This is a genomic window from Tritonibacter multivorans (assembly GCF_001458415.1).
Taxonomy (GTDB): Bacteria; Pseudomonadota; Alphaproteobacteria; order Rhodobacterales; family Rhodobacteraceae; genus Epibacterium; species Epibacterium multivorans.
In genome coordinates, this window is the sequence record NZ_CYSD01000018.1 from 74,046 (window position 1) to 99,762 (window position 25,717).

Here is a 25,717-nt window from a genome sequence, read left to right on the forward strand (position 1 = left end):
AAAAGCCCCGCGACAGGGCGCAGGGCTTTGATCTTGGTCCGTCCAGACCGGGTTTAGTCGCCAGCGCCCGGATACAGGCTCTCGTAGATCGGCGTCAGGGTCTTGTCTTCAAACAGAGACGAAACCGAGGTGCCGTGCCAGATGTTCAGGATCGCCTGGGTGAACAGCGGCGCGGTTGGCAGGATGCGGATGTTGGGCGCGTTCAGGATCGCCTCGGTCGGCTGGATCGAGTCGGTCAGCACCAGCGACTTCATCACCGAATTGGTCACACGTTCGACCGCCGGGCCGGACATAACACCGTGGCTGATATAGGCGTGCACTTCACGCGCCCCATTATCCAGCAGCACTTGCGCCGCCTTGCACAGGGTGCCAGCCGTGTCGCACATGTCGTCGACGATCAGGCAGATCTTGTCTTTGACGTCGCCAATCACGGTCATCTCGGCCACTTCACCGGGCTTTTCGCGGCGTTTGTCGACGATCGACAGCGGCGCATTGATGCGCTTGGCCAGCTCGCGGGCGCGCGCCACGCCGCCGACGTCCGGGGACACCACCATAATGTCGCTCATCTGGTCTTCGAACTGGTCTTTGACGTCCAGCGCGAAAATCGGCGAAGCATAGAGGTTGTCGACCGGAATATCGAAAAAACCCTGAATCTGCGCTGCGTGCAAATCCAGGGTCAAAATACGTTCTACACCGGCACCGGTCAGCATATTGGCCACCAGCTTGGCGGAAATCGGCGTCCGGGCCTTGGTGCGGCGGTCCTGGCGGGCGTAGCCAAAATAGGGGATCACGGCGGTGATCCGCTGGGCCGAAGAGCGACGCAGCGCATCGGCGATGATCAGAAGCTCCATCAGGTTGTCATTGGCCGGGTTCGATGTCGGCTGAATGATAAACATGTCCTCGCCACGAACGTTTTCATAGACTTCGACGAAGATTTCGCCGTCATTGAAACGTTCGACACGCGCGTTCACCAGGTCCTGATCCACCCCACGGTGCAGGCTCATGCGACGGGCAATTGTCTTGGCAAGAGGGAGGTTTGCGTTCCCAGCAATAAGCTTAGGTTCGTTCAAGGTCGGCATTGGCTGTAATCCCCGAGCAGCAATGTGACAGATTCGTGATGTAGGCACCGCTTAACATGGCATTTGACGCAGGCATAGGTCTGAGCTGCAGGAAATCAAAATCGATTTCCAAAGGGTTTTGGGTGGACATTGCAGCCTGAAAAACACGGGGAAGACGGGCCGCCAGATCGGGCGATCCTCAGGTCCGGCTTTGATAGCGCTCACAATTTGACCCTTCTGCCCGATCCGTCAATTGGCCGGTCAAACGGGAAATATGGACCCGCCCGAAGGCGGGCCCCATCGTCATGAAAATTCCTTGGTCTGCGTGCGCTGTGTCAGGCAATACCTTTCACGGCTGCGCGCAGCAGGGCCATAACCCCAGCCTGGCCCAGTCAATCTGCCGTCAGCCCGTTCTGGGCTGCGAATAGCCTTGTCTTGATATGGATCCCGAAGGGCAACAGCCTGAAAACCGGCTGCCTCCTCTTTGCCCAACGGGCAGTGTCGCGCGTTCCGCACCCTCGAGACCTATACCAAACAACTCGTCACCTATACGAAAGTGCGTCCTGCTATCCTTAGGTAAAGCGATCGCTAAAATTTTCGCAATCGCCATTCAGGAAACAGTCTGTTGATCGGAAAAAACCTAAGGAAAATCGGCAAAACCCTATGGCTTATGGTTAACCGAGCGGCTCCTCGATGATATGATCTTCCCAATCTTCTTCGGGTGTGTCGAATTCGGAAACAGTCCAACCTTGGACCGAGACGCCGGCCGCGTGCACACTGTTGGGATCGCCAGTCAGCAGCGGATGCCAGTCGGGCAGGGGCTCTCCCTTCCACAGACGGCGATAGGCGCAGGTCTGCGGCATCCAATAGGCATGGGTGTCCAGATTTTCCGGCTTCAGGCTGATACATTCGGGAATGAATTTGTGGCGCGTCTCGTAATGGGCGCATTGGCAGGTGCGATCATCCAGCAGCCGACACGCGACACGGGTCAGCGCGACTTCGCCGGTGTCCTCATCTTCAAGCTTGTTGAGGCAGCATTTGCCGCAGCCATCGCACAGGGCTTCCCATTCCTTATCGGACAGTTTGTCCAAAGGTTTCTTTTCCCAGAAACGCGGAGAGAGGCCGCTGCGGTCGATTTTATTGGTCATAGGGTCCTGACTTTCATCCTGGCTTTCAAAGCTGGGAGAGGATGTCGCGCGCGCGGTCACAATCGTCCTGCATCTGCGCCATCAGCGCGTCGAGCCCGTCGAATGTCATCTCCGGGCGCAGATAATCCACCAGCCCAACCGACAGGGTCGCCCCATAAAGGTTGCCGGTGAAATCGAACAGGAAGGTTTCAATATTCGGGTGGTCGCCATCAAACATGGGCCGGATGCCCACGGATGCGGCGCCGTGATAGCTGCCCGTGTGGGGGCCATCCAGCACGTCCACAAGCACCGCATAGACGCCAAAGGCGGGCATATGCAGCCCGTCAATCGACTGGTTCGCGGTGGGAAAGCCCATGGTGCGGCCGCGTTGTTCGCCGCCGATCACCTCGCCCTCAATGCGGTGCCAATGGCCCAGCATTGCGGCGGCATCGCGCGGGCGGCCTTCGCTCAGCGCGCGGCGAATGGCGGTCGAAGACACAGTGTCCTCTGAATACTCCATCAAAGGCGCGACACTGACGCCAAAGCCCATCTCGGCGCCGAACGCCTTCAGGTCCTCAACCGTGCCCGCGCGCCCCTTGCCGAAACAGAAATCCGCGCCCACAACCACATGGGCCAGCCCCAGCCCATCGGCAATCACCTGCTGGGCAAAGTCACGTGGGCTGAGCGACGACAGCGCCTGATTGAAGTTCAGCTGATAGAGCTTCTCAACGCCGACCTTCTCCAGCCGGTGCGCGCGCGCCTCGGCCGACATCAGCCGGAAGGCCGGCGCATCGGGGGCAAAAAATTCGCGCGGGTGCGGCTCAAAGGTCATCACGCCCAAAGGCGCATCTGGTGCCGCCTGACGTGCCAGTTCGATCACCGACAGGTGACCCCGGTGAACCCCGTCGAAATTGCCGATCGCCACGGTTGCACCGCGATCTTCGGGTTCCACGTATTGATAATCTCGAATGATGCGCATGATCGCATGCCTAGCCGCGTGCGCAGGGGCATGCAAGGTGGATCAATGCCTCCGTTGCCCATTGACCGCACGCCCGCTTGGGGAAATCGCAAACCCCACCCGCCATACTGGCCCGGATCGATCAACCAGAAGGGCGCAGGCCTCCGCTGTGGGCGGGGTTGCGCATATTCAGAGACCGCCCCGCCAAAACGGGGATCGTCTTGCGACCGCAGGAACGAACAGGCCTTGCGAGGCATGTCCCCCTCTGACCAAAGGCGGTGCCGCCTTCCTTTCTGCGCCTTTACAGACAAACAGGGCGCACAGCTTCGAACCAGAAAAAACCGCCCATCCCGAGCAGGGAGAGGGCGGCCAAAGTGCGGGCCCACATACGTGGAAAAGACCCGGGGAAGAAGAGAGGTGTGTCAGTCGAATTTGCGCGAGGGCGCCATCACCATGGCCTCGCCAACCAGAACTTTTTTGCCATCGACCACGCAGCGGCAATCCAGTTTGACCCGGCGTTTGTCGATCTCGATGCCGGTGACCTCGACCTCGGCCAGCACCATGTCGCCGGGGCGCACGGGCGCGAGGAACTTCAGGTTCTGGCTCATGTAGATGGTGCCATGACCGGGCAGCTGTTCACCGATCACCGCCGAAATCAGCCCGGCGGTCAGCATGCCATGGGCAATGCGCCCCTGAAACAGGGTGTCGCGGGCATAGTCTTCGTCCAGATGCACCGGATTACGGTCGGTCGAGACCTTGGCGAACATTTCAATGTCCTCATCGGTCACCTGTTTGCGCAGGTAGCGGACCATGCCCATCTCGATGTCTTCGATGCAAATGGTGCCGCGTTCGAAATTGTCCAACATGGTCCCCTCCGGCTGGAATCGCAGGCGCAACTTTGTAAGTTGCCGAAATTAAGTTACGCAACTTTATTACTTTGCGAGTGCAGAAAATCAAGAGGAAATGGTGTGCCCGAGGTGTAAAATTAGAGCCAGATAAACTTAAAGCGTGCGCAAATAAAAACTAAAAGCCTGCGCAAAGGCGGCAGTTCAAGGAGCTGTTCTCTGTTTATGTGTCTGATAAGACGAAAAAAGGAGCGCCTAGCGCTCCTCGACTGGTCTTCGCAGGCGACATTTTTGGGACTGCACTGCATGCGCTTACGCCCAATAGCTACCATGTATGGTTTGAGCGCCCTAGGCGTCTATCACCTCAGATCTTTGGGGATGTCTGCGCGCAGATAGATGGGTCCCACATCCAGTTCGCCTGGCGATAAGGGCTGAATACCTCGTGCCTCTAGAAGGGAGGAAAGACTGCGCATGCCTATCCCGCAGTGCAGACTTAAGGTTCGCAAGGTGAAATATGTGGCATGGAAAGCGCGGGCATCCGCCTCGTGAATATACACCTGCGGTTTCCGGGTTTTGGGGTTGGTTTTGACGATGGTCGCCACCAAGCCCGCCCGTGCCAAACGCTGGAGTCCGGTGGCATTGCTGAGCCCCAGAGATTTGGCAAAACGATCCAAAGAGACAACCTTTGGCCCAGTCTGCCCTGCCGTTTCAGAGAACAAATATGTGACCTCATCATGATCAACATAGACTGCTGTGAAGCCGTCGAAATCAGCGTGGTTGCCAATACGCCGCAAACGCCCGTCAAGAATGGCACGGACGATGTCACAGGACGAAATGCCAAGTGCCTTGGCGGAGGCGGTGAGCCGCAACCAACTGTGTTGTGCCTGCCGCAGGGGTGTCGCCCCATATAGCAGTCGATCCAGCAATATTGCGCCTGACTGCGGATCCCAAATGGCTCCTGTGGTCTTGTCCTCATGGGCGGGCTTCAAAATACCTGACTTTGCAAGCGCCTGAAAAAGCTCCGGCTCCATGGACATAGATTTGCAAAAGCGTTCAGGTGCCAACAGCTCTGTTCGTCCTCTCAGCAGAGGCGAAGCCTGTGCTGCGCTGAACACAGTCCACTCATCCGCGCGGCTTTGGGACGCTTCCCCAATGACACCAGCCGCCTCCAGCACGCGTCGAAGCCGGGGGGCCTCAACACCTGTCGTGCGCGACGCGGTTTGCAGGGAGTGCAGCTCGCGCGTCAGAACGGGTTCCCCCATCAGCTCATCACCAGGCCCAAGTGGCCATGTTTTAAGAATGTGCTCTCTGAGAAGGGACCTGAAGGGAGCAAAATCCGGATCATCTGCGTGGTCGTCGGCCAGCGCCGCATAAAGGCGCGGGAAGACTTTCAACGGTCCGTCTGATGGACTGGAAGACAGATCTTCGAGGCTCGTCAGTGCGCTGCGCACGGCGGGTTCGCCACAGGAGGCAACAACAAAGCCCATTTGGTACAGGTGCCAATGATCTGACTTTTTGATACGCGACGGCGCGGAGGTGAAGTGGCGGCTCAGCGCATATCCCAGCAGGAAACTAAATGTGGCGGCGGCATGAAATGAGTGCGCATCTAGCCAGTTTCCCCCCGGGTGGCCTGCCAGTTTCTGGTCGAGCCAGTGTTCAAAAGGCGTGACATCCCTTGTGTCGCGCTCCAGCTCTCCGGCCACAACAGCGTCCTCAATCGCGTCGAGCCGGGGGGCGGACTCCAAACGGTGATGAATATTGCTGTCTCTCCAGAGGGGCACCAGCGGATGTCCGTGGATGGGGCAGGACTGCACGTGTGGGAGCGCCCATTCGCCGCGCAAGAACATGGTCTCCTCCTTTGCGAGATCCTCTTTCAGGCAGCAAGGGCAACCTTTTACGGTTGGGTTTCGCAATGTTCGGCCATGAAAGAAGGCCCCACGGAACGCGTAGGTGCCGTTTTCGGTTTTAGCCGGTGTCCAGCCAACCAGTTCCGCGGGATCGACGCCGCCCAACCGGGCAAGTTTCCGAATTTCTGCGTGCTGTCCGTCGATGACCTTTTTAAAAGGAAGATCAAGTTCCAAGCCGAGAGTATGGGCGTCCACACCATTTGCCTGCGCGATGCGCGACATGAAGGAGGGCGCGGTCTCTCGCGGGGAGAGCGGGACTGTTATGGGAAGCGTTTGTTGGAGCATCTGCGGCCTTTGCCAGTTTCTCCGCACCTATACCGCCAAACTCGAAATGCAAATCTTCATTTATGCTGTGTTGATCTTTGCACTGTCATAGAAAGCGGTTTTTCAAACTGCGCCAATTCCGCATGCCTGTTCAGCACCTATTCGCGAAGTGAGCCTGATGCAGCGGGCCTGTGTCCGGTCCTTTCGAGTGTAGGCTTGGTTGCTGAGGCAACGGGTGCGCCGTGGTACTCCTTCGGGGCGTACTGGAGAATACAGGCGTTTGTCCGGGCGGTGTTGCGGCGGGCCCCACTTCGTACGCCTTTGTCGTTCAGGCGCAATTCAGCGGGCCATTTTTCGGCTTTGGCCGCGGTGTCTGTGGTGCTTATGAGCTCCGAGGGCAACGTCGGAAACTGGGCCGAGTAATCCTAGTTCTTGCTGCTGTTTGCGACCCTTCGGCGGGCGAAGGGCTTGCGAAAAACACAAACGTACTCCAAAGCGATCTGCACTGTGCCAGTCGTTTCAAGGCCTTTGGCCTGCATTTAAAGGGCTGTTCGGGTTTCTTGCTGCGGGTGAAGTGCTGCGAAAGCCGTTTTTCGCATTTATGTCAGATACTTATGTTTTACCATGTGCCGCCGGGCGCTTTGTTTCTGGCGCTGTTCATGCTATGCTCATTGTACGAAACACCCCTCAGTGAGTTGGTGGGGCAGGTATCAAGTTCATCAATTTTGCAGGTAGTTTGCAACACAATCTTCTCGTGCCTTGTGCAGTCTTGTCTGCCGAAGTCGGAACACATCAACGCATGAGCAAAGAGGACACGGCGGGTCTGTGATAGCCCCTGTTGTGGCGACCAGTTGCGAAGCCGACGCCTGAGCGCGATGACATCGTGCCGAGCTGGAGGAAAGATGACATGTCCAAAGTCGCCTTTGCCCGTATTCGATTTCCAGAGCCCCCGAATCTAACACAGCTTGAGGTCGAGTGCCGATTGAAGCTGTTTCTGGAAAGATGGCGCGATAAAAGAGGGCGCTCCGCAGGGAGCTTTTCAAGCGAGAACAAAATTAGGCTAAAAATCGAGATGCGCGCGACGCAAAAAGTGGCCCCGGCCATTTCCCTTCGGGCGGGCTTTTCGTGATCCCGAATGACTGGCAGGCCTTTGTAGCGAACGAACGGCTTATGACCCGCGTGAATGGAGAATTCCGCCAAGATACACGTGCAGGGGACATGATCCTGACCTTCCGGGACCTGGTCTTCAATACGCTCTCTGATGCCGACGAGAAGCGGTTCCTGTACAAAGGCGGTATGCAGTATCTAATCGAAGACCACAAAATTGCGCGCGGGCAGGTGCTGATGTCCTGAACCGCAGAAGGGGTCATCTTCATTCCCCCTAATCTCCGGCAGATTATACGCGGCGCCTTGCGCTATTTTACGGAAGGCCACCTCTTTGGGGCAACATACCCCTATGAGGCCGTCGTGGCCTCATTTGTCAGATAAGAGCACGTATCTGGACGATATCTGCAAGATGGTGATCAGGTGATACATTTGTCTTCTATCATGGGGCTGATTTCCGCAGGCGCCGTTGGCACAGAGGCATGACTGGTGACCTGGCTTTAGGCTGAAGACCACCCAAGAAACAAAGAGGGGGCAGCTCTTTTGCGGTCCCCGCGCAGCTCTTGATTTTGTTCTATTTCAGTCTGAAATCGTTCGTCCGAACCAAGGTCAGCTTGGTCTGCCCTCTTTTTCTTCGAGGGAAATCTGGTCAAGGACCAAGGCCACCAGCTAGCGCATCTCATCGTCCAGCTCGACACAGTGCTGCTGGATCCTGCGGATGTCGGTCACGGGGATGCCAACAAACAAAACTCCACACCAAAGGAAGAATGGGATGCGTCGACCTAGGCAAGCTGAGGTTGGATCGACACAGACTATGCTGACACGGGTGAAGGACAAGTTCGATCCGGTCCCCGACTGGATGATCGCCGACACCGCCTACGGCTCCGGCCCGATGCTCGGCTGGCTCGTGGATCGCAAGATCAATCCTTACATCCCGGTCATCCATAGCCCGGCAGGCGATTTGCAAAGCAAATCTGCCGGGAGGGGACAAGGCTGGACGTCCCGACGGCACCTGGACACGCACAGACTTCGAATGGGATGCTGAGAATGATCAATTAATCTGCCCAGAGGGTCACGCACTCAAACAGTTCCGCCGGAATTGCTCTGATCCAAACCGGGGGGCCGACGGGCAACAATCAGAGAATTGTTTGGCATCAGAGCGCCTTGTCCCATTGTGCTCCAATCGGCCTAAGGTCTGTGTGCTCGGGACACCAATCACGGATTCAACTGGGCGTGTCCCATGCCGATAGGAGCGATGTGGTTCTTGGCGGATTAATCGGCAGTTTCGATATCAAAGTCTTCTATGTATTCGACACTCATAAACTCCAAAAGCCGGTCGTGGAACAGGCGGGAATGGTCATGAGCCAGCCGGTCCGCCCTGTGCTCATCTTGCTGGCGGATTGCCTCTACCATTTCATGATGCTGTGGGCTCAGCGGAAAAGGGTCCTTGCTTTGACGGCGATGGGCATAATGCATGTGCAAGATCCGCCGCCCCTCATCCAGCATCTTTGAGTAGAACTCAGCAAAATAGGGGTTTTTTCCCGCGTTCGCGATCGCCATGTGGAAGGACTTATTCGCCTCGGACAAGTCCAACGGGCGCCCGGCGGAGCATTCCGCATCATACAGCGCGGCGGCCTGTTCCATGGCGTGCAGGTCCTCATCTGTCCGGTGTCGCGCAGCAAGGCGTGTCACCGTGCGTTGAACCTGATCCAGCGCTTCGACAAAGCGCGGAAATTCCTGCAGGTCGATGGGGGTTACAATGGTCGTCCGGTTTGCGAGCGTACGAACCAGCCCATCAGCCGCGAGTTTGACCAAGGCCTCGCGAATGGGGGATCGAGACATCCCAAAACGCTCTGCGAGATTGCTTTCTTCAACAGATGAACCGGGCTTGAGAGTCAGCTCGAGAATCTCGTCTCGCAACGTCTCATAGACAAATTTAGACCCGCTTCCGCGCTTTTTTGCGGCATTTGTTTCGATCTCTGCACGTTGCTTAGTCACTTATTCACCTATCTTTTCGGGCACTTAAGAACGGCTCATGCCCGTTTGCAACAAATAATATTGACCGGTCGACAGATTGTCGACTAAGAATCAATGAAACATAAGTCGACAATTCGTCGACAAGATAACCCCGCAGAAAAACCAAAGGGGCACCAACGGAAGAGGTCTGTCATGAAACATCTAAAAACTGCCACCACGGCATTGGGACTAACCATAGCTGCCGCAAGCGGTGCCGCCGCAGCGGACAGCCGCTTGGATGCAGCACTGGAACGGGGCAAGCTGCTGTGTTCTGGGCACAATGGCTCGTTCCTGGGCTTTGCCGAAGTCGACGACAAAGGCGAATGGAAGGGCATGGACATTGATCTGTGCAAAGGCCTTGCCGCATCCATGTTCGGCACGTCCGACGGCAATCTGGAGATTGTACCGATTTCCTGGGCACAGCGATGGCCAGCGCTTCAGTCCGGCGACATTGATGTTGTCATCAAACTGTCCGGCTGGACTCACAGCCGCGACACCGAACTCAACCTTGCCTATTCGCTGCCCTATTTCGTTGGCGCTTTTCACGTCATGGCCCATGCCGAGCTAGGCGCAGAAAGTGTTGCGGATCTGGATGGTGGGTCCATCTGCGTGTCTGCCGGCACCTCGACCGAACGCATTCTGGCATCTTATCTTGAAAACAACGGTATCGACGCGGAAGTCATCGTGTTTGAAAAGGGCGACGAGGTCAAAACTGCCTATTTCAACGGCCGCTGCGATGGTCTAATCCTGTTTGCCCCGCCGCTGGCCGCAACCAAAGCCACCTCTGCAAACCCGGATGCCCATGTGATCCTGCCGGACGTTCTGGCGCTGGAGCCCGAGGCCATCATTGTGCCTGAAGGTGACAGCAAATGGCTGGACGTTCAAAATTGGATGCTGTCGTCGCTGTGGTTTGCGGAACTCAACGGCATCACCCAGGCCAATGTGGATGAATTCAAAGCCAACCCGCCTTCGGCACAGATTGGCAAATTCCTCGGCGCGACGCCGGGCTATGGCGAACGTCTGGGTCTGTCAGATGACTGGGCCTATAACCTGATCAAAGAGGTCGGCAACTACGGCGAGATCTTTGCGCGCAACATCGCAGAGCCCTACGGCCTGCCGCGTGCAATGAACAACCTCTACACAGATGGCGGTGTGTTCTACCCGCTTGTGGTGGATTGATCCACCTCATGTCCCCCTGCGGCCCAGTTTTGATCTGGGCCGCCTTTTTCCAATAAGGGACGTCCAGTCATGCAGGCACTCCTGAAAAACAAATCCTCGCGCGATACACTGGCCCAAGTGGGCTTTGTCGGCAGCATCCTGTTGATGATTGTGGTCTTTGCAATCACTGCGCGCAGCAATCTGCAAGCGCAGGGCATGACATCCGGTTTCGGTTTTCTCGATCGGGCAACCGGCTGGGGTGTCAACTTTTCCCTGATCGAATTTTCCACCTCGGACAGTTATCTGAAGGTGATCTGGGTCGGAATTCTGAACTCTCTTTTCCTTGGCGCGATCTCGCTGGTGCTGGCCACGGTGTTTGGCACTGTGGTGGGCATCCTGCGGGTCAGCGGCAATAAAATGGCCGGGCTGATCGGCACGACTTTTGTCGAAGTTTTCCGCAATGTGCCGCTCTTGCTGCAGGTGTTCTTCTGGTACGCCATGCTGACAGCGCTGCCCAAACCGAAACAGGCCTATGACATTCTTGGCGTCGCCTTTGTCTCTGGTCGCGGGATTTACCTGCCGGGGCTGAATGTCAGCGGGATGTCGGTATTTCTGTCGGTCCTTGCCCTCCTTGTGGCAACTGCCCTAGTGCTGTTCATCGCCATGTCGCGCCGCTTCCGCCACACGGAACCCACACAAAAGCGGACCTTCAACCGCCTGATCTGGCTGGGCTGGCTTTTGGTCACTGTTGCCCTGTTCTGGCTGGGACGGCTTCCCGAGACCACGCTGTTGAACCTGCCCTATCTCAAGGGGCTCAATTTCCGCGAAGGCATTCGTGTATCGCCTGAATTGCTGGCCTGTATCATCGGCATCTCAATCTATGGCGCCGCTTATATCGGTGAGATTGTGCGCGCAGGCTTTAACTCCGTGTCCAGTGGCCAGGGCGAGGCAGGCCATGCGCTGGGTCTGACCCCGTGGCAGACCTTCACCCGCATTCGACTGCCACTCGCGATCCGAGCCGTCATGCCGACGTTGATCAATCAATATGTCTGGCTGTTCAAATCGACCACGGTGGGCATCGCCATCGGGTTTGTCGACTTCTTTATGATCATCTCGACCTCGATCAACCAGTCCGGTCAGACGCTTGAGCTGATCGCCATCCTGATGGGCGGCTTCCTGATCATCAACTACTCCATCGCCTATGTGCTGAACCGCGTGAATGACGCGATCAAGCTCAAGGGCACGCAACTGCGCAGCTGAGAGGGCATCATGACCAAGACTTATCGCGCCCCCACGCTGTGGGACCGGATCCGCGCAGACTACTTCTCCAGCCGTCTGAACACCGCGTTGACGCTGACCTTTGGTGCTTTTGTGATCTGGGTGCTGTGGAACCTTGCCAACTGGGGACTGATCCACGCGGTCTGGAGCGCGGAAAACCGCGATCTTTGCGGCCACGGCGGCGAAGGCGCCTGTTGGGCTGTGATCGACGCCCGCTGGCGGCTGATCATGTTCGGGCTTTACCCGTTTGAGGAACAATGGCGTTCGGCGATTGCCTGCTGTGCGCTGGTGCTGGTTGGGATCCTGTCCTGTGTGCCGTGGTTCTGGAACGCGCGCCGGATCTCAATCCTTTGGGTGGCAGGCTTTGCGACTTTCTACGTCCTGATGCGCGGCGGCGTCTTTGGTCTGACACCGGTGTTCGAACAGAACTGGGGCGGGTTGTCGCTGACTCTGTTTATCTTTGCGGCAGTGTCCCTGCTTGGCATGCCGCTGGCCATTGTCTTTGCCTTGCTGCGTCGGTCTGAGCTGCCGTGGATTGCCCGCACCATGGGCGTCATCATTGACACCATCCGGTCGCTACCGCTGCTGTCGATCATGTTCACCTTTGCCATTGTGCTGCCCTTCGTGCTGCCGGGCTGGATGATCGGCGACAAACTCTACCGTGTGATTGTGGGCTACGCGCTGTTTTTTGCCTGCTATCAGGCAGAAATCATCCGCGGTGGGATGCAGGCGCTGCCGGCCGGTCAGGAAGAGGCCGCCAAGGCGCTTGGCATGTCCTATGTGCACCGCATTGCCTACATCGTGTTGCCGCAGGCCTTCCGCAACGCCCTGCCGCCGACCATCAACCAGTTCGTGATCACGTTTAAAGAAACCTCTCTGGTGGTGATCATTGGTTTCTTCGAAATCCTCGCATCGGGTCACGCGGCCTTTGGGACCTCGGAATGGAATTTCGCCCATGTCGAAGTCTATGCCTTTGTCGCGCTGATCTACTTCGTCTTTGTCTTCGCGCTGTCCCGGTACGGCGCCTACCTCGAACGCCGCACGGCCATCGCGGCGCGTTAAGGAGCCTCTCATGACCCAAGACTTTGCGGTCCGTATCCAAAACATGGACAAATACTACGGCACCTTCCACGCCCTCAAAGGTATCAACCTCGATGTTGCTGCAGGGGAGAAAGTGGTGATCTGTGGCCCTTCGGGCTCTGGCAAATCCACCCTGATCCGCTGCATGAACAAGCTGGAAGATTATCAGGCCGGCTCCATCAATGTGCTGGGCACGGAACTTGATGATAACCTGGACAATATTGATGAGATCCGCCGCGAGACGGGGATGGTGTTCCAGCACTTTAACCTGTTCCCGCATATGACAATCCTGGAAAACTGCACGCTGGCACCCATGCTGGTGCGCAAACAGTCGCTGGCCGAGGCCGAAGCGGTTGCGATGGAGTATCTCACCAAAGTGCGCATTCCCGAACAGGCCGACAAATACCCGGGCCAATTGTCCGGAGGCCAGCAGCAGCGCGTCGCCATTGCCCGCGCCCTGTGTATGAAACCCAAGATCATGCTGTTTGACGAACCCACATCCGCGTTGGATCCCGAAATGATCTCCGAGGTGCTGGATGTCATGGTCAGCCTTGCCGACGAAGGCATGACAATGATCTGCGTCACCCATGAAATGGGGTTTGCCCGCCAGGTCGCCGACCGGGTGATCTTTATGGCGGATGGCGAAGTTGTCGAAGAAGCCGCGCCTGAGGCCTTCTTCAACGCGCCCCAAGCCGACCGCACCAAAACTTTCCTCAGCCAAATTCTGGGCCACTGACATGTCTGAAAATCACAGCCACTCCACCCATGACGCGCAGGCCGATGCGCGCAATGACAATATCAAAATCTGGGTCAACGGCGACCTCGTCCACAAAGATGAAGCCAAGATCTCGGTCTACGATTCCGGCTTTATGCTGGGGGATGGCATGTGGGAAGGCATGCGTCTTTATGACGGCGAATGGGCCTTCTTTGACGAACATATGGACCGGATGTTCAATTCGTTGAAAACCGTATCCATCGATCTTGGCATGACGCCTGCGGATGTGCGCGACATTCTGGATAAAACCGCCGCAGCCAATGGGATGACAAGCGACGCCCATGTGCGTCTGATGATCACACGCGGCAAGAAATCCAAACCGTTTCAACATCCGGGCCTGTCCAAATGGGGCCCCACTGTTGTGGCGATTATGGAGCATTCCAAACCAGCAGAAAGCCTGCAAGGTCAGGGCATCCGCCTTGCCACCGTCCCGCAGGTACGTGGCCTGCCGATGAGCCAGGATGCGAAATACAACAGCCACTCCAAGCTGAACTGTGTGATCGCCTGCCTTCAGGCCGAACAGGCCGGTGCGGATGAGGCCCTGATGCTTGACCCGCATGGCTTTGTGAATACCACCAACGCCTGCAACTTCTTTATCGTACGCCGCGGCGAGGTTTGGACCTCCACCGGCGACTATTGCATGAACGGTGTCACGCGCCAGAAGGTGATCGACCTGTGCCGCGCCAATGGCATTCCGGTACATGAGAAAAACTACTCGCTCTACGAGGCATACGGCGCGGATGAGGCCTTCCTGTCCGGCACCTTTGGTGCGCAGACCCCTGTTGCGGAGATCGACGGAAAATCCATTGGCACCGGAGATCGTCCGGTGATGATGCGTATCCGCGCGCTTTACAAAGAACTGGTCGCCGCTGATGTGGCCAAGCAAAAGGCCACGCGCCCATGAAACTGACCGACCTGAGCGTGCTTCTGGTGGGCTGCGGCAAAATGGGCTCCGCGCTCCTCAAAGGATGGTTGGACAAAGGGCTGGAACCGGGCAACGTGCACGTTCTTGAACCCTATCCCTCTGCGTGGCTTCAGCAGCAGACGCAACAGGGCTTGAGGTTGAACTGCCTGCCAAAATCCCTGCCAGATGTGCTGGTTCTTGCAACCAAACCGCAAATCATGAGCGATGCAATTGCCTCTATCGAGCCCTTTGGCAGCCAGTCCACTCTGGTGCTGTCGATTGCGGCCGGTTCGCCCATCCGTTTGTTCGAAGACCGGTTTGGGGCCAACGTCGCGGTGGTGCGCGCCATGCCCAATACGCCAGCGGCGATCGGCGCAGGGATTACAGCTTTGGTTGCAAACAATAATGTCACCGACGACCAGATGCAGCTGGCCGAGGGCCTGATGGCCAGCGTTGGCAAGACCATCACGCTAGAGACCGAAGACCAGATGCATGCTGTAACGGCGCTATCCGGTTCGGGCCCGGCCTATGTCTTTGCCCTGGCCGAGGCGATGACCGCAGCGGGTGTGGCCGCCGGGCTGTCAGAAACCATCGCATCACAACTGGCCTGCGCCACAGTTTCTGGTGCGGGACGGATGCTGGAAGAAACCCCTGACAGCCCTTCCACGCTGAGAGAGCAGGTCACCTCTCCCAAAGGAACCACGGCTGCCGGGCTAGACGTGCTACAACGCAAAGACGCGCTGACGTATCTGCTCACGGCGACCGTAAAAGCGGCCGCGCGCCGAAGCGTTGCACTATCTGACACATAGGCACTGTGTGGCCCGGCCTGCGCCGGGCTGCGTTCCTTTTTACGGCCTACTGGCCTGTGACCCGCAAGCTGTTGACACGCAATATATGCAGCATCATGTCGAGTTCCGCGCGTTGGCTGATGCCCGATTTAAATCCCATCGCCACAGTGACAATGTAACTGGCCTGCTGGTTTGGCGACAGCCCATGCTTTGCAAGCTGCGTCGCAAAAGGGTTGAGAAGGCGTTCCACCAACGCCACGTGACGGGCATGCGATCGTGCGATCTCGTCTTTGCCCGCTTCATTGTGCCCCGTAATCAGATCTTCTACGTCCCCCGCAGTTTGAATGAGCTCAAAGCTCTTCACTATGGTTTCCGCAAAATAGGCATCCAATTGATCCGAGAGCCCGGATGTTTGCTTCAGGCGCGCCTCAACGCAGGCAAGGTTCGCATCCGTCACTTTGCGGATCGAGGCCCGGATCACACCGTCTTTGCCCCCAAAGGAATCGTAGATCGTCTGCCGCGACACACCGGCCACTGCGGCGATGTCGTTCATCGATGTCTTACGGGCACCATAGCGGACAAAGGTTGGAATGGCGGCGTCGAGGATCTTTTCCTCGGTGTCAGTCAAAGGTTTGGCGTCAGGCTGGGTCATCACCTTCGAATAAGTTTGTTTCGACGACTTGACAAGTCGGGAAGGAATGTAAAATACAACTGTACATCCGCACAATGATTGTAAGGTCATCCAATGCCCATCTCACGCCGGCAGGCATTGATCCGCACAGCCGCAGCTCTCACCAGCAGCGTTCTGCCCTGGGCCACGGTTGCCCGCGCGGACACACAGAAAGGAAACACAATGGACAAATCGCAAGAAGACGCCCTGATCGATCAAATCGCCAAAAGCGTAAGCTACGCGTTCCGCACCCCGATCCTGCGGCGCCCTTCTGACTATGGCTTGGCCTATGAAGACGTGTTTTTCCCGGCCCTTGACGGTGTCATGTTAGAAGGGTGGTTCATCCCTGCCGCCAACAGCGACAAACTGATCATTGTGAACCATTTCATTGGCGCCAACCGCTATGGCTACCCCGGTCATCTGGAGCCCTGGACCGGCCAGGGTGGGTTTGAGGTCAACTTTATTGAGGCCTATAAAGCGCTGCACGATGCCGGCTACAACGTGCTCGCCTATGACCTGCGGGGGCATGGTCATTCCGCCGAAGGCGCGGGCAATATTACCGGCGTTGGCGCAATCGAATGGCGCGATGTCATCGGCTCTGTCCGCTATGCCCGCACGAAACTTCCGGGTGCCAAAATTGCGCTACACAGTCAGTGCATGGGCTGCAATTCCACCTTCCTCGCCATGGAAAAACATCCCGAAGAATTTGAAGACATTGCGTGCATGATTGCGCTTCAGCCCTTGTCAGCTGCCCCGTTCATTGAACGCGCGCTGACGGACAACGGGGTGGAAAATGCGGTAGAACGTTTCGATGCGCGCTACAGCTATTACTCCAGTTTCCGTCACGGCGACAGCAATGCGATCGCCCGTGCCGACAAAGTCAAATGCCCGACGATGGTGGTCCAGGTCAAAGACGACATGACTACAAAACCATCGGACGCACAGGGCATCCACGGCAAGCTGCCCAACCCGGACAAAAAGCTCTTGTGGATCAATGGAACATCCGTTCGCTACGACGGCTACCGTTTCTTTAGCCAAAACCCGGGCGAAATGATCGCCTGGTATGACGCGCATTTGTGAGGATCGTTGCAATGTTTGGAAAACTGATCTCGGACATGATGGTCAAACCCGGTCAGTCGCCGTTGTTTGACACACCAGAGAACCACGGGCGGGACTATGAAAACGTCACCTTTCAGGCCGAGGACGGAACAACTCTGCGCGGCTGGCTGATCGAAGGCGGCACCGACCGCTGACTTGCCCCCCGCGAAATCCCTCACCGTGATGTAGAGTCTGCGCCAACTGTGAAGGAGCAGACACATGCGAAAGAGCCGTTTCACCGAGGCGCAGATTATCCGCTGCCCGGCAGGCGATTGCGGAGCAATCTGCCGAGAGGGGGGATGATCAAAGAGCAAGAGGCCGGACTGCCGACGGTCGAGGTTTGCCGCAGACATGGCTTGAGTACGGCCACGTTCTACAAGCTGAAGGCCAAGTATGGCGGGATGGAGGTGTCCGAGGCTGCCAGGCTGAAAGCGCTGGAGGATGAGAACGCCAAGCTGAAGCGGCTGCTGGCCGACACGATGTTGGAGCGAGACCTTGTCCGCCATTGGTCCGAGCGACAATGGCGACGGCACAGAGTTCACCAGTCGAGCGATCCTGAAATGGGCCGATGAGACCGAGGTGCCGTGGCACTACATCGACCCGGGGAAGCCGCAGCAGAACGCCTTCGTCGAAAGCTTCAACGGCAGCCTCAGGGATGAACTGCTGAACGAGGAAATCTTCGACAGCCTGGATGACGCGCGCAAGAAGCTGGCCGTCTGGCGCTACGACTACAATACAGTCCGCCCGCACTCGTCTTTGGCCAACCAGACACCGCGGCAAGCGCGCCGAGCGCTTGAGCAATTTGAGGGCTCCGCGCCCGGCGCGCTTGCCCAAACCGAAACCCAAGATTATGAAAACCAGACCCGCAGACTCTCGTTATGAATGAGGGACCATCGGGGGCAGCTCAGGGGTTTGGTATGATGAAGCGCAACACATCCTTGCGAACAAGAATGACGCTGCATTGCTAGAGGTTCTCGACTGTTTCAAAACGCTGGTGAAAGGCCCTGACTGGCCCATGATGCTCATCTTGTCTGGTGTGCCAGAGCTTGCGGACAGCATCCCCAAGCTTGAACAGCTCTTTCGCAAAGTCGCGCATGTGCGCCTGGATGATATTGATCTCGAGGTGGATATTGAGGAGGTCAACAGCATCGTGGGCAGCTATGCAATAGAAGCGAACCTTTCTGTCGATGATGATTTGACTTCGGGAGATTTTCTGCACCGATTGACGACTGCCGGCGCCTTTCGTTGGGGACTGGTTTTTGAATTGGTCATGAAAGCTGTGGGCTCAGCCGTTAAGCAAAAATCCAATCAATTGAAGCGCGAACATTTTGTGGATGTGTGGGTCACGAAAACGGGGATGAACTCAATCGCAACACCTTTTACGCATTCGGATTATGCGACAATGATTCGGAAGGACAGGCCATTTGAAGTCACTATACGTCGCTGATCAACAATAGCTCCAATAAGAAAGCCCGCGCTTTGCGCGGGCTATTTTTGTGGCCAAGCGGTGCGAAATGCCATTGATTGAATAAAAGGCGGGTCGTCAACAATTTGAACGAGCACGCTTTGTGGTTTTATTGCATGATTTAAGTTTGAAGTAATTTTCAAGTGCCCGCTATGCTTTTGATTTTAAGGGGAAAAATATCGCCTTCGGGATGCTGGAAAAACCTACAAACACGCAGGCTTTTAAATTGTCTGGCTAAACTCTCTCGTGCATGTCCCTTAGAGGGATGCCATCAGATCAGAAGCCGTTGATCGTAGTGTGTTTTCAGAGGTCCACGTCGTTTGAAGAACGCAAAATCAATGGGTTACAAATCCTGCCGCTTTGGCAGCTTCCGCGCCCTTGATGGGGTGAACTGCTGGGCACAGGGGCGACAGCACGCTGTCTTCGACCAGAAAAACCGGAGCTCCCATCTGGATCATGCGCGCGACAGGGCATCGGCAACGCTTTCTTCAACGGCACGATGTGTGCTGGTCTTTGCAGCTGTGGGTGGCGCAAACATAAAAAGCCGCCCCATGCCGAGGCGGCTCTTTTCGCGTTCCTATGTATTCGTGCAGATTAGCGCAGGAAACCAATCGCATAGGTGGGCGCGCGCTGTTCTTTGTCGAGATAGGCAGCGAGCGCTTCGGCTTCGGGCTGATCGGTCGTTTTGGTCTCGCTTGCGGCTAGGCCGCCGGTGATGAACAGGCTGTCGATGCCTTCGCCCATGGCGCCTTCGATGTCGGTGTGCGGGCCGTCGCCGATGGCCAGGATCTCGCTGTCGTCAAACGTATGGCCAATTTCGGCCAGGCGACGGCGGGCCAGATCATAGATCGGCGGGTGCGGTTTGCCGAAATAAAGGCTCTCGCCGCCCATATCGGTGTACATCTTGGCAATCGCACCGGCGCACCATTCGCGCACTTCGCCGCGGTCCACGACGATGTCGGGGTTGGCACACAACAGCTTCAGACCATTGGTTTTCGCGAGCAGCAGGTCGGGGCGGTTCACGTCCAGATCGGCCATGGTGTCGAAGGGGCCGCAGCAGACAATGCCCTCGGCCTCGGCCAGAGGGACGCGGGTGATCTCGGTCGGGTTGTCGATGACTTTCAAAGGTTCAAAAAAGCCCTCGTCGCGCTCCCATTCGCCCATGAAATAGACCTTATTGCCGACCGCGCCGGTGAACATTGCAGCGCGCGCGCTGTCGCCCGAGGTGGCGATGGTGTCATAAGCGTCATCCGGCACGCCAAATTGACCGAGCTGCGCCGCGACGCCTGCGCGCGGTTTCGGGGAGTTGGTCACCAGCACCACAATGCCCCCTTGCGCGCGGTAGTCCTGCAGGGCTTTGACAGCGGCGGGATAGGCGGTGATGCCATTGTGCACGCAGCCCCAAAGGTCGACGAACAGCGCTTTGTAGTTGCGCGAGATTTCCGAGAGGGAGGAGATAATCTGTGCCATAGGCGCCTCATGAGTTCCGCAAGGTTTCCCGCGCAGCTATGGCAGAGCCTATGGGGTTTGGCTAGGCCCTGTGGCCTGTCCGGTGGGGGCGTCGGCTTGCGCCAGCCCCGTCAGGCGCGGCGGCTGCTGTCCGCTCGCAAGGCGATATGATGGTCGTAAAACGCCTGCGGGTCGTACTGCGGCAGCCAGTCCAGCAGATCCGGCAACGGCAGAGGCGGCGAGAACGCATAGCCCTGCGCCAGATGGCAGCCTGCCTGATGCAACACGCGGGCCTGACCTGCGTCTTCGACCCCTTCGGCGATCACCATCATCTCGAGCTTGCAGGCCAGATCCACAACCGCTGACAGGACCTGGGCCGCACTGGTGCTGTGGCCCATTTCTGCCACCAGGCTGCGGTCCACCTTGACGCCTGTTACATCCAGTCGCGCCAGATGCGACAGGCCCGCATAGCCGGTGCCAAAATCATCCAGCAGCACATCAAATCCGGCCGCGCAAAGGCGGCTGATCTGCTGGCGCACATCCGCGCCTTCCAGCAGGCGTTCACTGCCCTTCGTGGGCAGGAAGGCGGTTTCCAGAATCTCGACCATCAGCTGGTGCTGATCCAGATCGGCGGCATCCGCAGCCCAGGTCATCCGGTCCACCAACTGCGGGTCGGCCAGCGATTGCAGCGAGGCATTGAAGCTGACGTGCATCTGGTCAAACCCGGCCCGCGACAGCGTCTGGCGCGCGGTGATCGCGGCGGCCAGCGCGGTTTCATCCAGCTGCGTCAACAGACCAATGTCGGCTGCGAGGGGCAGGAATTTGGCCGGTGTCACCAGGCCGCGCTCTGGGTGGTGCCAGCGGACGAGCGTTTCCACCCCAACGATGCGGGCGTCTTTCAGGGACACAACGGGCTGGTAATGAAACAGCAGCTGCCCGTCGCGGATCGCCAGCGTCAGCGCATCGCTCAGTTCTTTCTGTTCGGTTTTCTTGTCGTCCAGTGCCGCGTCAAAATACAGGAAATCGCCGCGACCGCTGGCTTTGACCTCGTAAAGCGCAAAGTCAGCTTTCTGGATCAGCTCTTCAGGATCATCGCCGGGGGCTGCGGTGGCCAGGCCAAGGCTTGCGCCATAAGACAGCTCTATCCCGCACCATTGGAACGGGGTGGTCATGTGATCGAGGATCCGCCGCGCGATCATTTCCAACTGGTCCGGCACGGCCCCAAGATGCGGGAGCACAACAATAAATTCGTCTCCGCCGATCCGCGCCGCCAGATCTGAGGGGCGCAGACAGGCCCGCAGGGCGGCGGCGGCCTGAACCAGAACCGCGTCGCCTGCGGCATGGCCATGGGTGTCATTGATGGCCTTGAACTTATCCAGATCCACATGGATCAACCCCAGTTTGGCACCGCTGGCTTCGGTCTGGGCAAGGGCGGTTTCCAGCACGTCGAGCAGCTTGCGGCGATTGGCCAATCCGGTCAGCGCGTCAAAGTTGACCGCCTGTTCCAGTTGCGACAAGGCCCGTTCGAGCGCTTTTGTCTGCGCCACCTCTTCGGAGACATCGCGGCAGGACAGCACCACCATCTGCTCGCCTGCGACATCCACGGCGGCCAACGAAAACTGGCTGTGGAACCGGCTGCCGTCGCCGCGCAGGTTTTCATAGATGGTGAATTCGCGAAAATAAGCCCCCTCGGGATCATAGCGAAAGGCGGCGATTTCCGCGTCTGACGGGCAGATTTCTGGTGGAAAGACCCATTTCTGCGGCTTCTTCCCGATCCAGAATTCCCGGGGGCGCCCCAGCAGGCGCGCATAGGCGGGGTTGCACCACAGGATGGTGCCATCCATCCTTTGCAGCAACATGCCGTCATTGGCATGTTCGGCGACGATCTTGAACGCGCGCAGGTCGCGCATCTGTTTCAGCACCGACAGCGCCCCGCGCCGGATCATGATCACCATAGCCACCAGACCGGCCAGAAGGACAGGCAGCACAAGCAGCGGGGGCAGGGAGCTGAACACAAAAACACATCCGCTTTGAGGGCACATAAAAACAACGGCGTACGACAACAAAGGCGCTGTGGCTGACCGACGCCCGCAGCTACACGGGCAGGCGCGCGGGCGCCGGTCGGGCGTTGGGTAACAGGGCACTCATCATCCCCTTCAGGCTAGGTCCGAGCCGTAAATTTTTTCCAAGCCTTGCGCAAAGTCGCCATAAACAACGCCGTAAAATCCGGGACTTGTCAGCGCTCTCTGGTCTTGTCACACTCAGCGGCGTCGCCGCCGACACCCTGTAAGGCTGCACATGTGATCCGAAGTTTTTAGGAAGGGGCGCCTATGACACGCTCTTGGTTTCCACCGATCAGGTCTGATTTGGTCCGCAACCGGTTGCGACCGCGTGCTCTGGGGCTGGCGGTTGCTGGTTTGACCGCGCTTACCGCCTGTGGCACGGCTTATGATCTGCCCAGCACCACCGGCACCTACGAGGCGCAGGCCAGTCGCATCTTTGCCGAAGCCCGCAGCACGCCGCCGCCCAAACCGATTTCAGCCGCCGCCGCACAGGCGCGGTTTGATCGCGTCGCCCGCCGCGTGCGCCCGGCCGGGCGGTCCGCCTGCGAACAGCTGCGCGGCCCACAGGTGGATTGTCAGGTCCAGATCGAAATTGACCGCCAGATGAAAGAGGCCAACGCCTATTTCACCTACGAGAAGGGCCGCCCGGTGATCCGCATGTCGCTGCCGCTGTTGCAGGTCACCCGCAATGATGATGAGGCGGCTTTTGTCATGGCGCATGAATACGGCCATCTCATTGGCGGCCATATTGAAAAGAAACAGCAGCAGGTCGCAGCCGGCGCGCTGATCGCGGGCACGCTGGCGGGGCTTGCCACGGCCGTCAGCGGCGATTTTGACGAGGACGCGCTGGCGCGCGGTCTGGGCGTCGGGGCGGCTGTTGGGGGCATTGCTTATTCCCAGACCTACGAGCTGGAAAGCGACAGTCTGGGAACCCGGATTGCCCATGCCGCAGGCTATGACGCGCCCAAAGGCGCGCGGTTCTTTGCCCGCCCCGGCAAACCACAAAGCCCGTCCGGCGGCCTGAACTTCTGGAGCACCCATCCGCCGGATGAAAAGCGTCTGGCGCTGGTGCTGGCAACCCAGGCGGAGATCGACCGGGGGCAAGGGCTGCGGCCGGCCCAGTAACCCCCCGGCCCAGTAACCCCCCGGCCGAGTAATCCAGGCCCAGTAATCCCGGCACAGGAACCGACTGTCGGCGCGCCGTGCAGCGGATGGGGGCAGACCTGTGCGCACCACAGCCACAGCGCCGGCAAGGCTGTGGTCGGTCCGCCTGCCGCCTTTCATTTCACAGGGCGAAATCTACAGCGTGTCAATCTCGACGCCCTTGACGCGGAGGTTGATGCTGTCTGCCTGAAAGTGGACAAATTCTCTGAGGCCCATTCGCAGCGCAGCGGTGTGCGGAAAAACAGGGGCCTGCAGGGCAGGCTGGGCTGTTTCATCTTGGGTCAACCTTCTGGATGTCCATAGGTCAATCATTCCGGTTTTAGCATATCCAGCAATGGCAAATTTATACGGTTCACCGCCTGAGGTGAAAATTATTTATTCGTTTAAAGGGGATGCGCATGCTTTTGCACTTACGCTTACGTAAGTGGTGGTTGTGGTAAAGCGGCGAGGCAGTGACGCTACAGCCTTGGGCTGCAAGCCGCGCTGTTGTGCCCGGTGGCCGGGCTGCGCGGAGGGCAGGCTTAGAAGTCGATCAGCCCATCGCGCAGGGCAATGGCCAGCGCATGTTCACGGGTCTGCGCCCCGAGCGCCTTGCGGGCATTGGCGAAGTGCTGCGACACCGCCGGTTCTGACAGCCCCAGCCGTTCGGCGATCCGCGCGGTCTGGTTGCCCTCGGCCAGCAGCGACAGCACTTCGCGTTGGCGCTGGGTAAGCGGAGAGGTCGGCGCAGCCCCCAGTCGGGTATTGGCCGCGCTGGTCACGGGGGCGCCAATGGTGCTGGCCAGCAGGGCCGAAAACAGATGGTGGTCGAAGGGCAGATCCTGCTCATGCAGGTCGGGGGTAAAGCCCAGGGTGACCGTCTTGCCCAGATCAGTGCCGCCATAGCGGGAACAGATCATATGCCCGAAGCCTTCGCTTTGCAGCCCGTGGTTCAGCGACCAGGCTTTCTGGCTGGCTGCATCCATCCTGTGCAGGGTGCCGAAGGCAACACGGTTGATGTGATGCCCGGCGGCCAGATCAGGGATCAGCGGGTCCACCGACAGGTAGTCTTCGGCGAGGTATTCTTCCATCCAGGCGTCGGACATATTGGTGTTCACCCAGTGGATGTCCTGCGTCTGAAACGCCAGCTCGGCCACAAGAATGCTGCCCAGACCCAGTTCCGAAGACAAATCGGTTGCGGCCTTCCAGCGGGCCTCGGGGTTTGGGGTGTTTACCAACCGTTCGAGCGCATCAATCAAAGCATTTTTTGCAGATGCCATCGGTGCCTCTAAAATCACAAACATTTAAAACTGTCGTGATTTTAGGGGGCTGGATTGCGCATGGGAATATTCACATCCTATGAATATTGCCAGTTGACGCTGATTTGCTGCTCCGGGCCGTGCGTTGGCAGACTTCGGGGCACGCGGCGGTTGCGCAGCCCCCGGTCAGGGTGATTCGCCAGAGGGCGGACGGGGTACGGGCAGGATCAGCGCGCGGCGGGCAGGATCAGGCGGGGGCGGCTCAGTCCAGCATGGTGACGCTGCCCTCTAGTGTGCCTCCCAATGTGCCCCCCAATGTGCGTGTCTCTGTCAGCAGGACGCGGCGACGGGCAGGGCGGGTGCCCTGGTGCTGACCGGCCACCAGCCAGGTCATCAACCACGCAAAGCCAAGCGCCAGATAGGCCGGTGCCAATGCCTCGCGATCCAGAAGCAGGATCATCATCAGGCCAATGCTGAAGGCCATGAGATTGAGGTTGCGCAGGACAAACCCGACCAGACGATCCAACGTAAACCGCAGAGCTTTGGGGATGGCTACAGATGTGGGTCGGGACATAATTGCGCTCTCCTTCGTTGTTCCGTGGAAACACAGCTAGGTGGCGCAGATGTCCTAAATCTTGGACGGATGTGGCAGCATTGTGGACATTGCCGCAAGTTTTAGCCGTTCTTTAACATACCAATCCTGAAGGCAGAGCGCGCCCGTTTGTCGCCCAACAAAGGGCGCTGGTGGTTTGGGGGCGCAGGGCAGCCCACACCCAGTTTCAGCTGATTAAGAGTTTGCCAGACAGGCCGCAGTGGGGATGCCGTTGACAGGATCGGAAGCCGCCGCATATCGCCGCTCCTTTTGGAAGCCGTTCTGCGGACCTTGCCGCCATTCGCTGCGGTAGCAGCTTAGGTAACGTGGTGCGTCCGCTTTGCGCAGATAGCGACATTTGCAAAGTCGGCGGATCTGGCAGTCAATCGTCGGTCGCATGCCGCAAGGCAAGGGAAGGAGCCGACCTTCGCCGCGCATGCAGCCGCCAACCATCATCGAGCGGAAGGGGAGCTTAACAAAGCACCATTTCGCTGCATATGTACCAATGGCGGCTTCCAATGTGTTGTCAGTTGAAACAACTCCCAATCTGTAAACCACAGGAAATAGGATTACCCGCCGATAAACACGTCTCCAGACCCATTGGAGATGGAACCGCCACAGTCGATGGCATCGCCGACGCGGCCAGCGGGTTGACCATTGATGAACACGCTGCTGGATCCTGCGGCCAAAGCCCGACCATGCGGCGGGTGTTTGGG

Annotated in this window: 25 protein-coding genes and 2 pseudogenes; 14 read left to right on the forward strand and 13 right to left on the reverse strand. The window is 58.1% G+C overall.

Going from position 1 to position 25,717, the window contains the following annotated elements; genetic code table 11:
* Positions 1–53 precede the first annotated feature (53 nt).
* The 5 genes from TRM7557_RS06300 to TRM7557_RS06320 all read right to left on the reverse strand — a co-directional run bounded on the left by TRM7557_RS06300 (position 54) and on the right by TRM7557_RS06320 (position 6,180).
* Complete coding sequence (locus tag TRM7557_RS06300; RefSeq protein ID WP_058289369.1) at positions 54–1,079, reverse strand: ribose-phosphate pyrophosphokinase; 1,026 nt, start codon at positions 1,077–1,079, stop codon at positions 54–56.
* A gap of 653 nt (positions 1,080–1,732) precedes the next feature.
* A complete protein-coding gene (locus tag TRM7557_RS06305) occupies positions 1,733–2,206 on the reverse strand; it encodes a YcgN family cysteine cluster protein (protein ID WP_058289370.1) in 474 nt (157 codons plus the stop codon).
* 25 nt (positions 2,207–2,231) lie between these two features.
* Positions 2,232–3,164 (reverse strand): bifunctional riboflavin kinase/FAD synthetase, encoded by a 933-nt coding sequence (locus tag TRM7557_RS06310; RefSeq protein WP_058289371.1) that lies wholly within the window; start codon positions 3,162–3,164, stop codon positions 2,232–2,234.
* A 401-nt stretch (positions 3,165–3,565) separates the two neighbouring features.
* Positions 3,566–4,009 (reverse strand): MaoC family dehydratase, encoded by a 444-nt coding sequence (locus tag TRM7557_RS06315; protein WP_058289372.1) that lies wholly within the window; start codon positions 4,007–4,009, stop codon positions 3,566–3,568.
* Positions 4,010–4,347: 338 nt separating this feature from the next.
* Positions 4,348–6,180, reverse strand: coding sequence for a TniQ family protein (locus tag TRM7557_RS06320; protein ID WP_074942103.1), 1,833 nt, complete (start codon positions 6,178–6,180; stop codon positions 4,348–4,350).
* Positions 6,181–7,066: 886 nt separating this feature from the next.
* Between TRM7557_RS06320 and TRM7557_RS06325 the strand changes: the two genes are divergently transcribed.
* The 3 genes and pseudogenes from TRM7557_RS06325 to TRM7557_RS06335 form a co-directional block, all read left to right on the forward strand.
* The gene (locus TRM7557_RS06325) at positions 7,067–7,288 is read left to right on the forward strand and encodes a hypothetical protein (RefSeq protein WP_058289374.1); all 222 of its coding nucleotides are present in this window, start codon (positions 7,067–7,069) and stop codon (positions 7,286–7,288) included.
* The gene (locus TRM7557_RS06330) at positions 7,285–7,512 is read left to right on the forward strand and encodes a hypothetical protein (RefSeq protein ID WP_058289375.1); all 228 of its coding nucleotides are present in this window, start codon (positions 7,285–7,287) and stop codon (positions 7,510–7,512) included. Before TRM7557_RS06325 ends, TRM7557_RS06330 begins: the two co-directional genes overlap by 4 nt.
* A gap of 526 nt (positions 7,513–8,038) precedes the next feature.
* Positions 8,039–8,489: pseudogene (locus tag TRM7557_RS06335) on the forward strand (hypothetical protein); the annotation flags it as partial.
* A gap of 46 nt (positions 8,490–8,535) precedes the next feature.
* On the opposite strand, the gene TRM7557_RS06340 reads toward TRM7557_RS06335, so the two are convergent.
* Entirely contained in the window at positions 8,536–9,261 is a 726-nt protein-coding gene (locus TRM7557_RS06340; protein WP_207382630.1) for a GntR family transcriptional regulator, read from the reverse strand.
* A gap of 171 nt (positions 9,262–9,432) precedes the next feature.
* Here TRM7557_RS06340 and TRM7557_RS06345 point away from each other — a divergent pair, with 171 nt between their 5' ends.
* The 6 genes from TRM7557_RS06345 to proC all read left to right on the forward strand — a co-directional run bounded on the left by TRM7557_RS06345 (position 9,433) and on the right by proC (position 15,283).
* Positions 9,433–10,458 carry a transporter substrate-binding domain-containing protein gene (locus tag TRM7557_RS06345; protein WP_058289377.1) on the forward strand — a complete coding sequence of 342 codons (1,026 nt, stop codon included), beginning with the start codon at positions 9,433–9,435 and terminating at the stop codon, positions 10,456–10,458.
* A 69-nt stretch (positions 10,459–10,527) separates the two neighbouring features.
* Positions 10,528–11,697, forward strand: a complete 1,170-nt coding sequence (locus TRM7557_RS06350) for an amino acid ABC transporter permease (protein WP_058289378.1) — start codon at positions 10,528–10,530, stop codon at positions 11,695–11,697.
* 9 nt (positions 11,698–11,706) lie between these two features.
* Positions 11,707–12,777 (forward strand): amino acid ABC transporter permease, encoded by a 1,071-nt coding sequence (locus TRM7557_RS06355; protein ID WP_058289379.1) that lies wholly within the window; start codon positions 11,707–11,709, stop codon positions 12,775–12,777.
* Between the two features lie 10 nt (positions 12,778–12,787).
* Entirely contained in the window at positions 12,788–13,531 is a 744-nt protein-coding gene (locus TRM7557_RS06360) for an amino acid ABC transporter ATP-binding protein (RefSeq protein ID WP_058289380.1), read from the forward strand.
* A gap of 1 nt (position 13,532) precedes the next feature.
* A complete protein-coding gene (locus TRM7557_RS06365) occupies positions 13,533–14,474 on the forward strand; it encodes an aminotransferase class IV (RefSeq protein WP_058289381.1) in 942 nt (313 codons plus the stop codon).
* Positions 14,471–15,283, forward strand: coding sequence for a pyrroline-5-carboxylate reductase (gene proC, locus TRM7557_RS06370; protein WP_058289382.1), 813 nt, complete (start codon positions 14,471–14,473; stop codon positions 15,281–15,283). Before TRM7557_RS06365 ends, proC begins: the two co-directional genes overlap by 4 nt.
* A 46-nt stretch (positions 15,284–15,329) precedes the next feature.
* On the opposite strand, the gene TRM7557_RS06375 is transcribed toward proC, so the two are convergent.
* Positions 15,330–15,914: a TetR/AcrR family transcriptional regulator gene (locus TRM7557_RS06375; RefSeq protein WP_058289383.1), complete on the reverse strand. Its 585-nt coding sequence runs from the start codon at positions 15,912–15,914 to the stop codon at positions 15,330–15,332.
* 201 nt (positions 15,915–16,115) lie between these two features.
* Between TRM7557_RS06375 and TRM7557_RS06380 the strand changes: the two genes are divergently transcribed.
* The 4 genes and pseudogenes from TRM7557_RS06380 (at position 16,116) to TRM7557_RS06395 (ending at position 18,477) form a co-directional block, all read left to right on the forward strand.
* Positions 16,116–17,012, forward strand: a complete 897-nt coding sequence (locus TRM7557_RS06380) for an alpha/beta hydrolase (RefSeq protein WP_058289397.1) — start codon at positions 16,116–16,118, stop codon at positions 17,010–17,012.
* A gap of 11 nt (positions 17,013–17,023) precedes the next feature.
* A complete protein-coding gene (locus TRM7557_RS19995) occupies positions 17,024–17,185 on the forward strand; it encodes a hypothetical protein (RefSeq protein WP_165592416.1) in 162 nt (53 codons plus the stop codon).
* A 64-nt stretch (positions 17,186–17,249) separates the two neighbouring features.
* Positions 17,250–17,912 (forward strand): annotated as a pseudogene (locus TRM7557_RS19545) (integrase core domain-containing protein).
* Between the two features lie 79 nt (positions 17,913–17,991).
* Positions 17,992–18,477, forward strand: a complete 486-nt coding sequence (locus TRM7557_RS06395; protein WP_058289384.1) for a hypothetical protein — start codon at positions 17,992–17,994, stop codon at positions 18,475–18,477.
* A 353-nt stretch (positions 18,478–18,830) separates the two neighbouring features.
* Here the strand turns inward: TRM7557_RS06395 and TRM7557_RS20360 are convergent, their stop codons facing one another.
* The 3 genes from TRM7557_RS20360 to TRM7557_RS06405 all read right to left on the reverse strand — a co-directional run bounded on the left by TRM7557_RS20360 (position 18,831) and on the right by TRM7557_RS06405 (position 21,959).
* Positions 18,831–18,953 (reverse strand): hypothetical protein, encoded by a 123-nt coding sequence (locus TRM7557_RS20360; protein ID WP_268873712.1) that lies wholly within the window; start codon positions 18,951–18,953, stop codon positions 18,831–18,833.
* 136 nt (positions 18,954–19,089) lie between these two features.
* A complete protein-coding gene (locus TRM7557_RS06400; RefSeq protein ID WP_058289385.1) occupies positions 19,090–19,965 on the reverse strand; it encodes a TIGR01459 family HAD-type hydrolase in 876 nt (291 codons plus the stop codon).
* A 110-nt stretch (positions 19,966–20,075) separates the two neighbouring features.
* Positions 20,076–21,959 (reverse strand): putative bifunctional diguanylate cyclase/phosphodiesterase, encoded by a 1,884-nt coding sequence (locus tag TRM7557_RS06405; protein ID WP_058289386.1) that lies wholly within the window; start codon positions 21,957–21,959, stop codon positions 20,076–20,078.
* 315 nt (positions 21,960–22,274) lie between these two features.
* Here TRM7557_RS06405 and TRM7557_RS06410 point away from each other — a divergent pair, with 315 nt between their 5' ends.
* Positions 22,275–23,132, forward strand: coding sequence for a M48 family metalloprotease (locus tag TRM7557_RS06410; RefSeq protein WP_082626530.1), 858 nt, complete (start codon positions 22,275–22,277; stop codon positions 23,130–23,132).
* Between the two features lie 560 nt (positions 23,133–23,692).
* Here the strand turns inward: TRM7557_RS06410 and TRM7557_RS06415 are convergent.
* From TRM7557_RS06415 to TRM7557_RS20365, 3 genes are all read right to left on the reverse strand, one after another.
* Complete coding sequence (locus TRM7557_RS06415) at positions 23,693–24,430, reverse strand: helix-turn-helix transcriptional regulator (protein ID WP_165592418.1); 738 nt, start codon at positions 24,428–24,430, stop codon at positions 23,693–23,695.
* Between the two features lie 241 nt (positions 24,431–24,671).
* Entirely contained in the window at positions 24,672–24,983 is a 312-nt protein-coding gene (locus TRM7557_RS06420; RefSeq protein ID WP_058289388.1) for a hypothetical protein, read from the reverse strand.
* Between the two features lie 587 nt (positions 24,984–25,570).
* Positions 25,571–25,717 (reverse strand): PAAR domain-containing protein (locus TRM7557_RS20365; RefSeq protein ID WP_207382631.1); only part of this gene is annotated, 147 nt, incomplete at its 5' end.

What these genes read in the sequence shown, in the direction of transcription:
- TRM7557_RS06350 (WP_058289378.1), top strand. Translation starts at nt 10,528, where the DNA reads ATGCAGGCACTCCTGAAAAACAAATCCTCGCGCGATACACTGGCCCAA.
- TRM7557_RS06380 (WP_058289397.1), top strand. Translation starts at nt 16,116, where the DNA reads ATGGACAAATCGCAAGAAGACGCCCTGATCGATCAAATCGCCAAAAGC.
- TRM7557_RS06415 (WP_165592418.1), bottom strand. Translation starts at nt 24,430, where the DNA reads ATGGCATCTGCAAAAAATGCTTTGATTGATGCGCTCGAACGGTTGGTA.
- TRM7557_RS06400 (WP_058289385.1), bottom strand. Translation starts at nt 19,965, where the DNA reads ATGGCACAGATTATCTCCTCCCTCTCGGAAATCTCGCGCAACTACAAA.
- TRM7557_RS06360 (WP_058289380.1), top strand. Translation starts at nt 12,788, where the DNA reads ATGACCCAAGACTTTGCGGTCCGTATCCAAAACATGGACAAATACTAC.
- TRM7557_RS06305 (WP_058289370.1), bottom strand. Translation starts at nt 2,206, where the DNA reads ATGACCAATAAAATCGACCGCAGCGGCCTCTCTCCGCGTTTCTGGGAA.
- TRM7557_RS06315 (WP_058289372.1), bottom strand. Translation starts at nt 4,009, where the DNA reads ATGTTGGACAATTTCGAACGCGGCACCATTTGCATCGAAGACATCGAG.
- proC (WP_058289382.1), top strand. Translation starts at nt 14,471, where the DNA reads ATGAAACTGACCGACCTGAGCGTGCTTCTGGTGGGCTGCGGCAAAATG.
- TRM7557_RS06365 (WP_058289381.1), top strand. Translation starts at nt 13,533, where the DNA reads ATGTCTGAAAATCACAGCCACTCCACCCATGACGCGCAGGCCGATGCG.
- TRM7557_RS06320 (WP_074942103.1), bottom strand. Translation starts at nt 6,180, where the DNA reads ATGCTCCAACAAACGCTTCCCATAACAGTCCCGCTCTCCCCGCGAGAG.
- TRM7557_RS06300 (WP_058289369.1), bottom strand. Translation starts at nt 1,079, where the DNA reads ATGCCGACCTTGAACGAACCTAAGCTTATTGCTGGGAACGCAAACCTC.
- TRM7557_RS06410 (WP_082626530.1), top strand. Translation starts at nt 22,275, where the DNA reads ATGACACGCTCTTGGTTTCCACCGATCAGGTCTGATTTGGTCCGCAAC.
- TRM7557_RS06355 (WP_058289379.1), top strand. Translation starts at nt 11,707, where the DNA reads ATGACCAAGACTTATCGCGCCCCCACGCTGTGGGACCGGATCCGCGCA.
- TRM7557_RS06420 (WP_058289388.1), bottom strand. Translation starts at nt 24,983, where the DNA reads ATGTCCCGACCCACATCTGTAGCCATCCCCAAAGCTCTGCGGTTTACG.
- TRM7557_RS06345 (WP_058289377.1), top strand. Translation starts at nt 9,433, where the DNA reads ATGAAACATCTAAAAACTGCCACCACGGCATTGGGACTAACCATAGCT.
- TRM7557_RS06375 (WP_058289383.1), bottom strand. Translation starts at nt 15,914, where the DNA reads ATGACCCAGCCTGACGCCAAACCTTTGACTGACACCGAGGAAAAGATC.
- TRM7557_RS06325 (WP_058289374.1), top strand. Translation starts at nt 7,067, where the DNA reads ATGTCCAAAGTCGCCTTTGCCCGTATTCGATTTCCAGAGCCCCCGAAT.
- TRM7557_RS06310 (WP_058289371.1), bottom strand. Translation starts at nt 3,164, where the DNA reads ATGCGCATCATTCGAGATTATCAATACGTGGAACCCGAAGATCGCGGT.
- TRM7557_RS19995 (WP_165592416.1), top strand. Translation starts at nt 17,024, where the DNA reads ATGTTTGGAAAACTGATCTCGGACATGATGGTCAAACCCGGTCAGTCG.
- TRM7557_RS20360 (WP_268873712.1), bottom strand. Translation starts at nt 18,953, where the DNA reads ATGATCCAGATGGGAGCTCCGGTTTTTCTGGTCGAAGACAGCGTGCTG.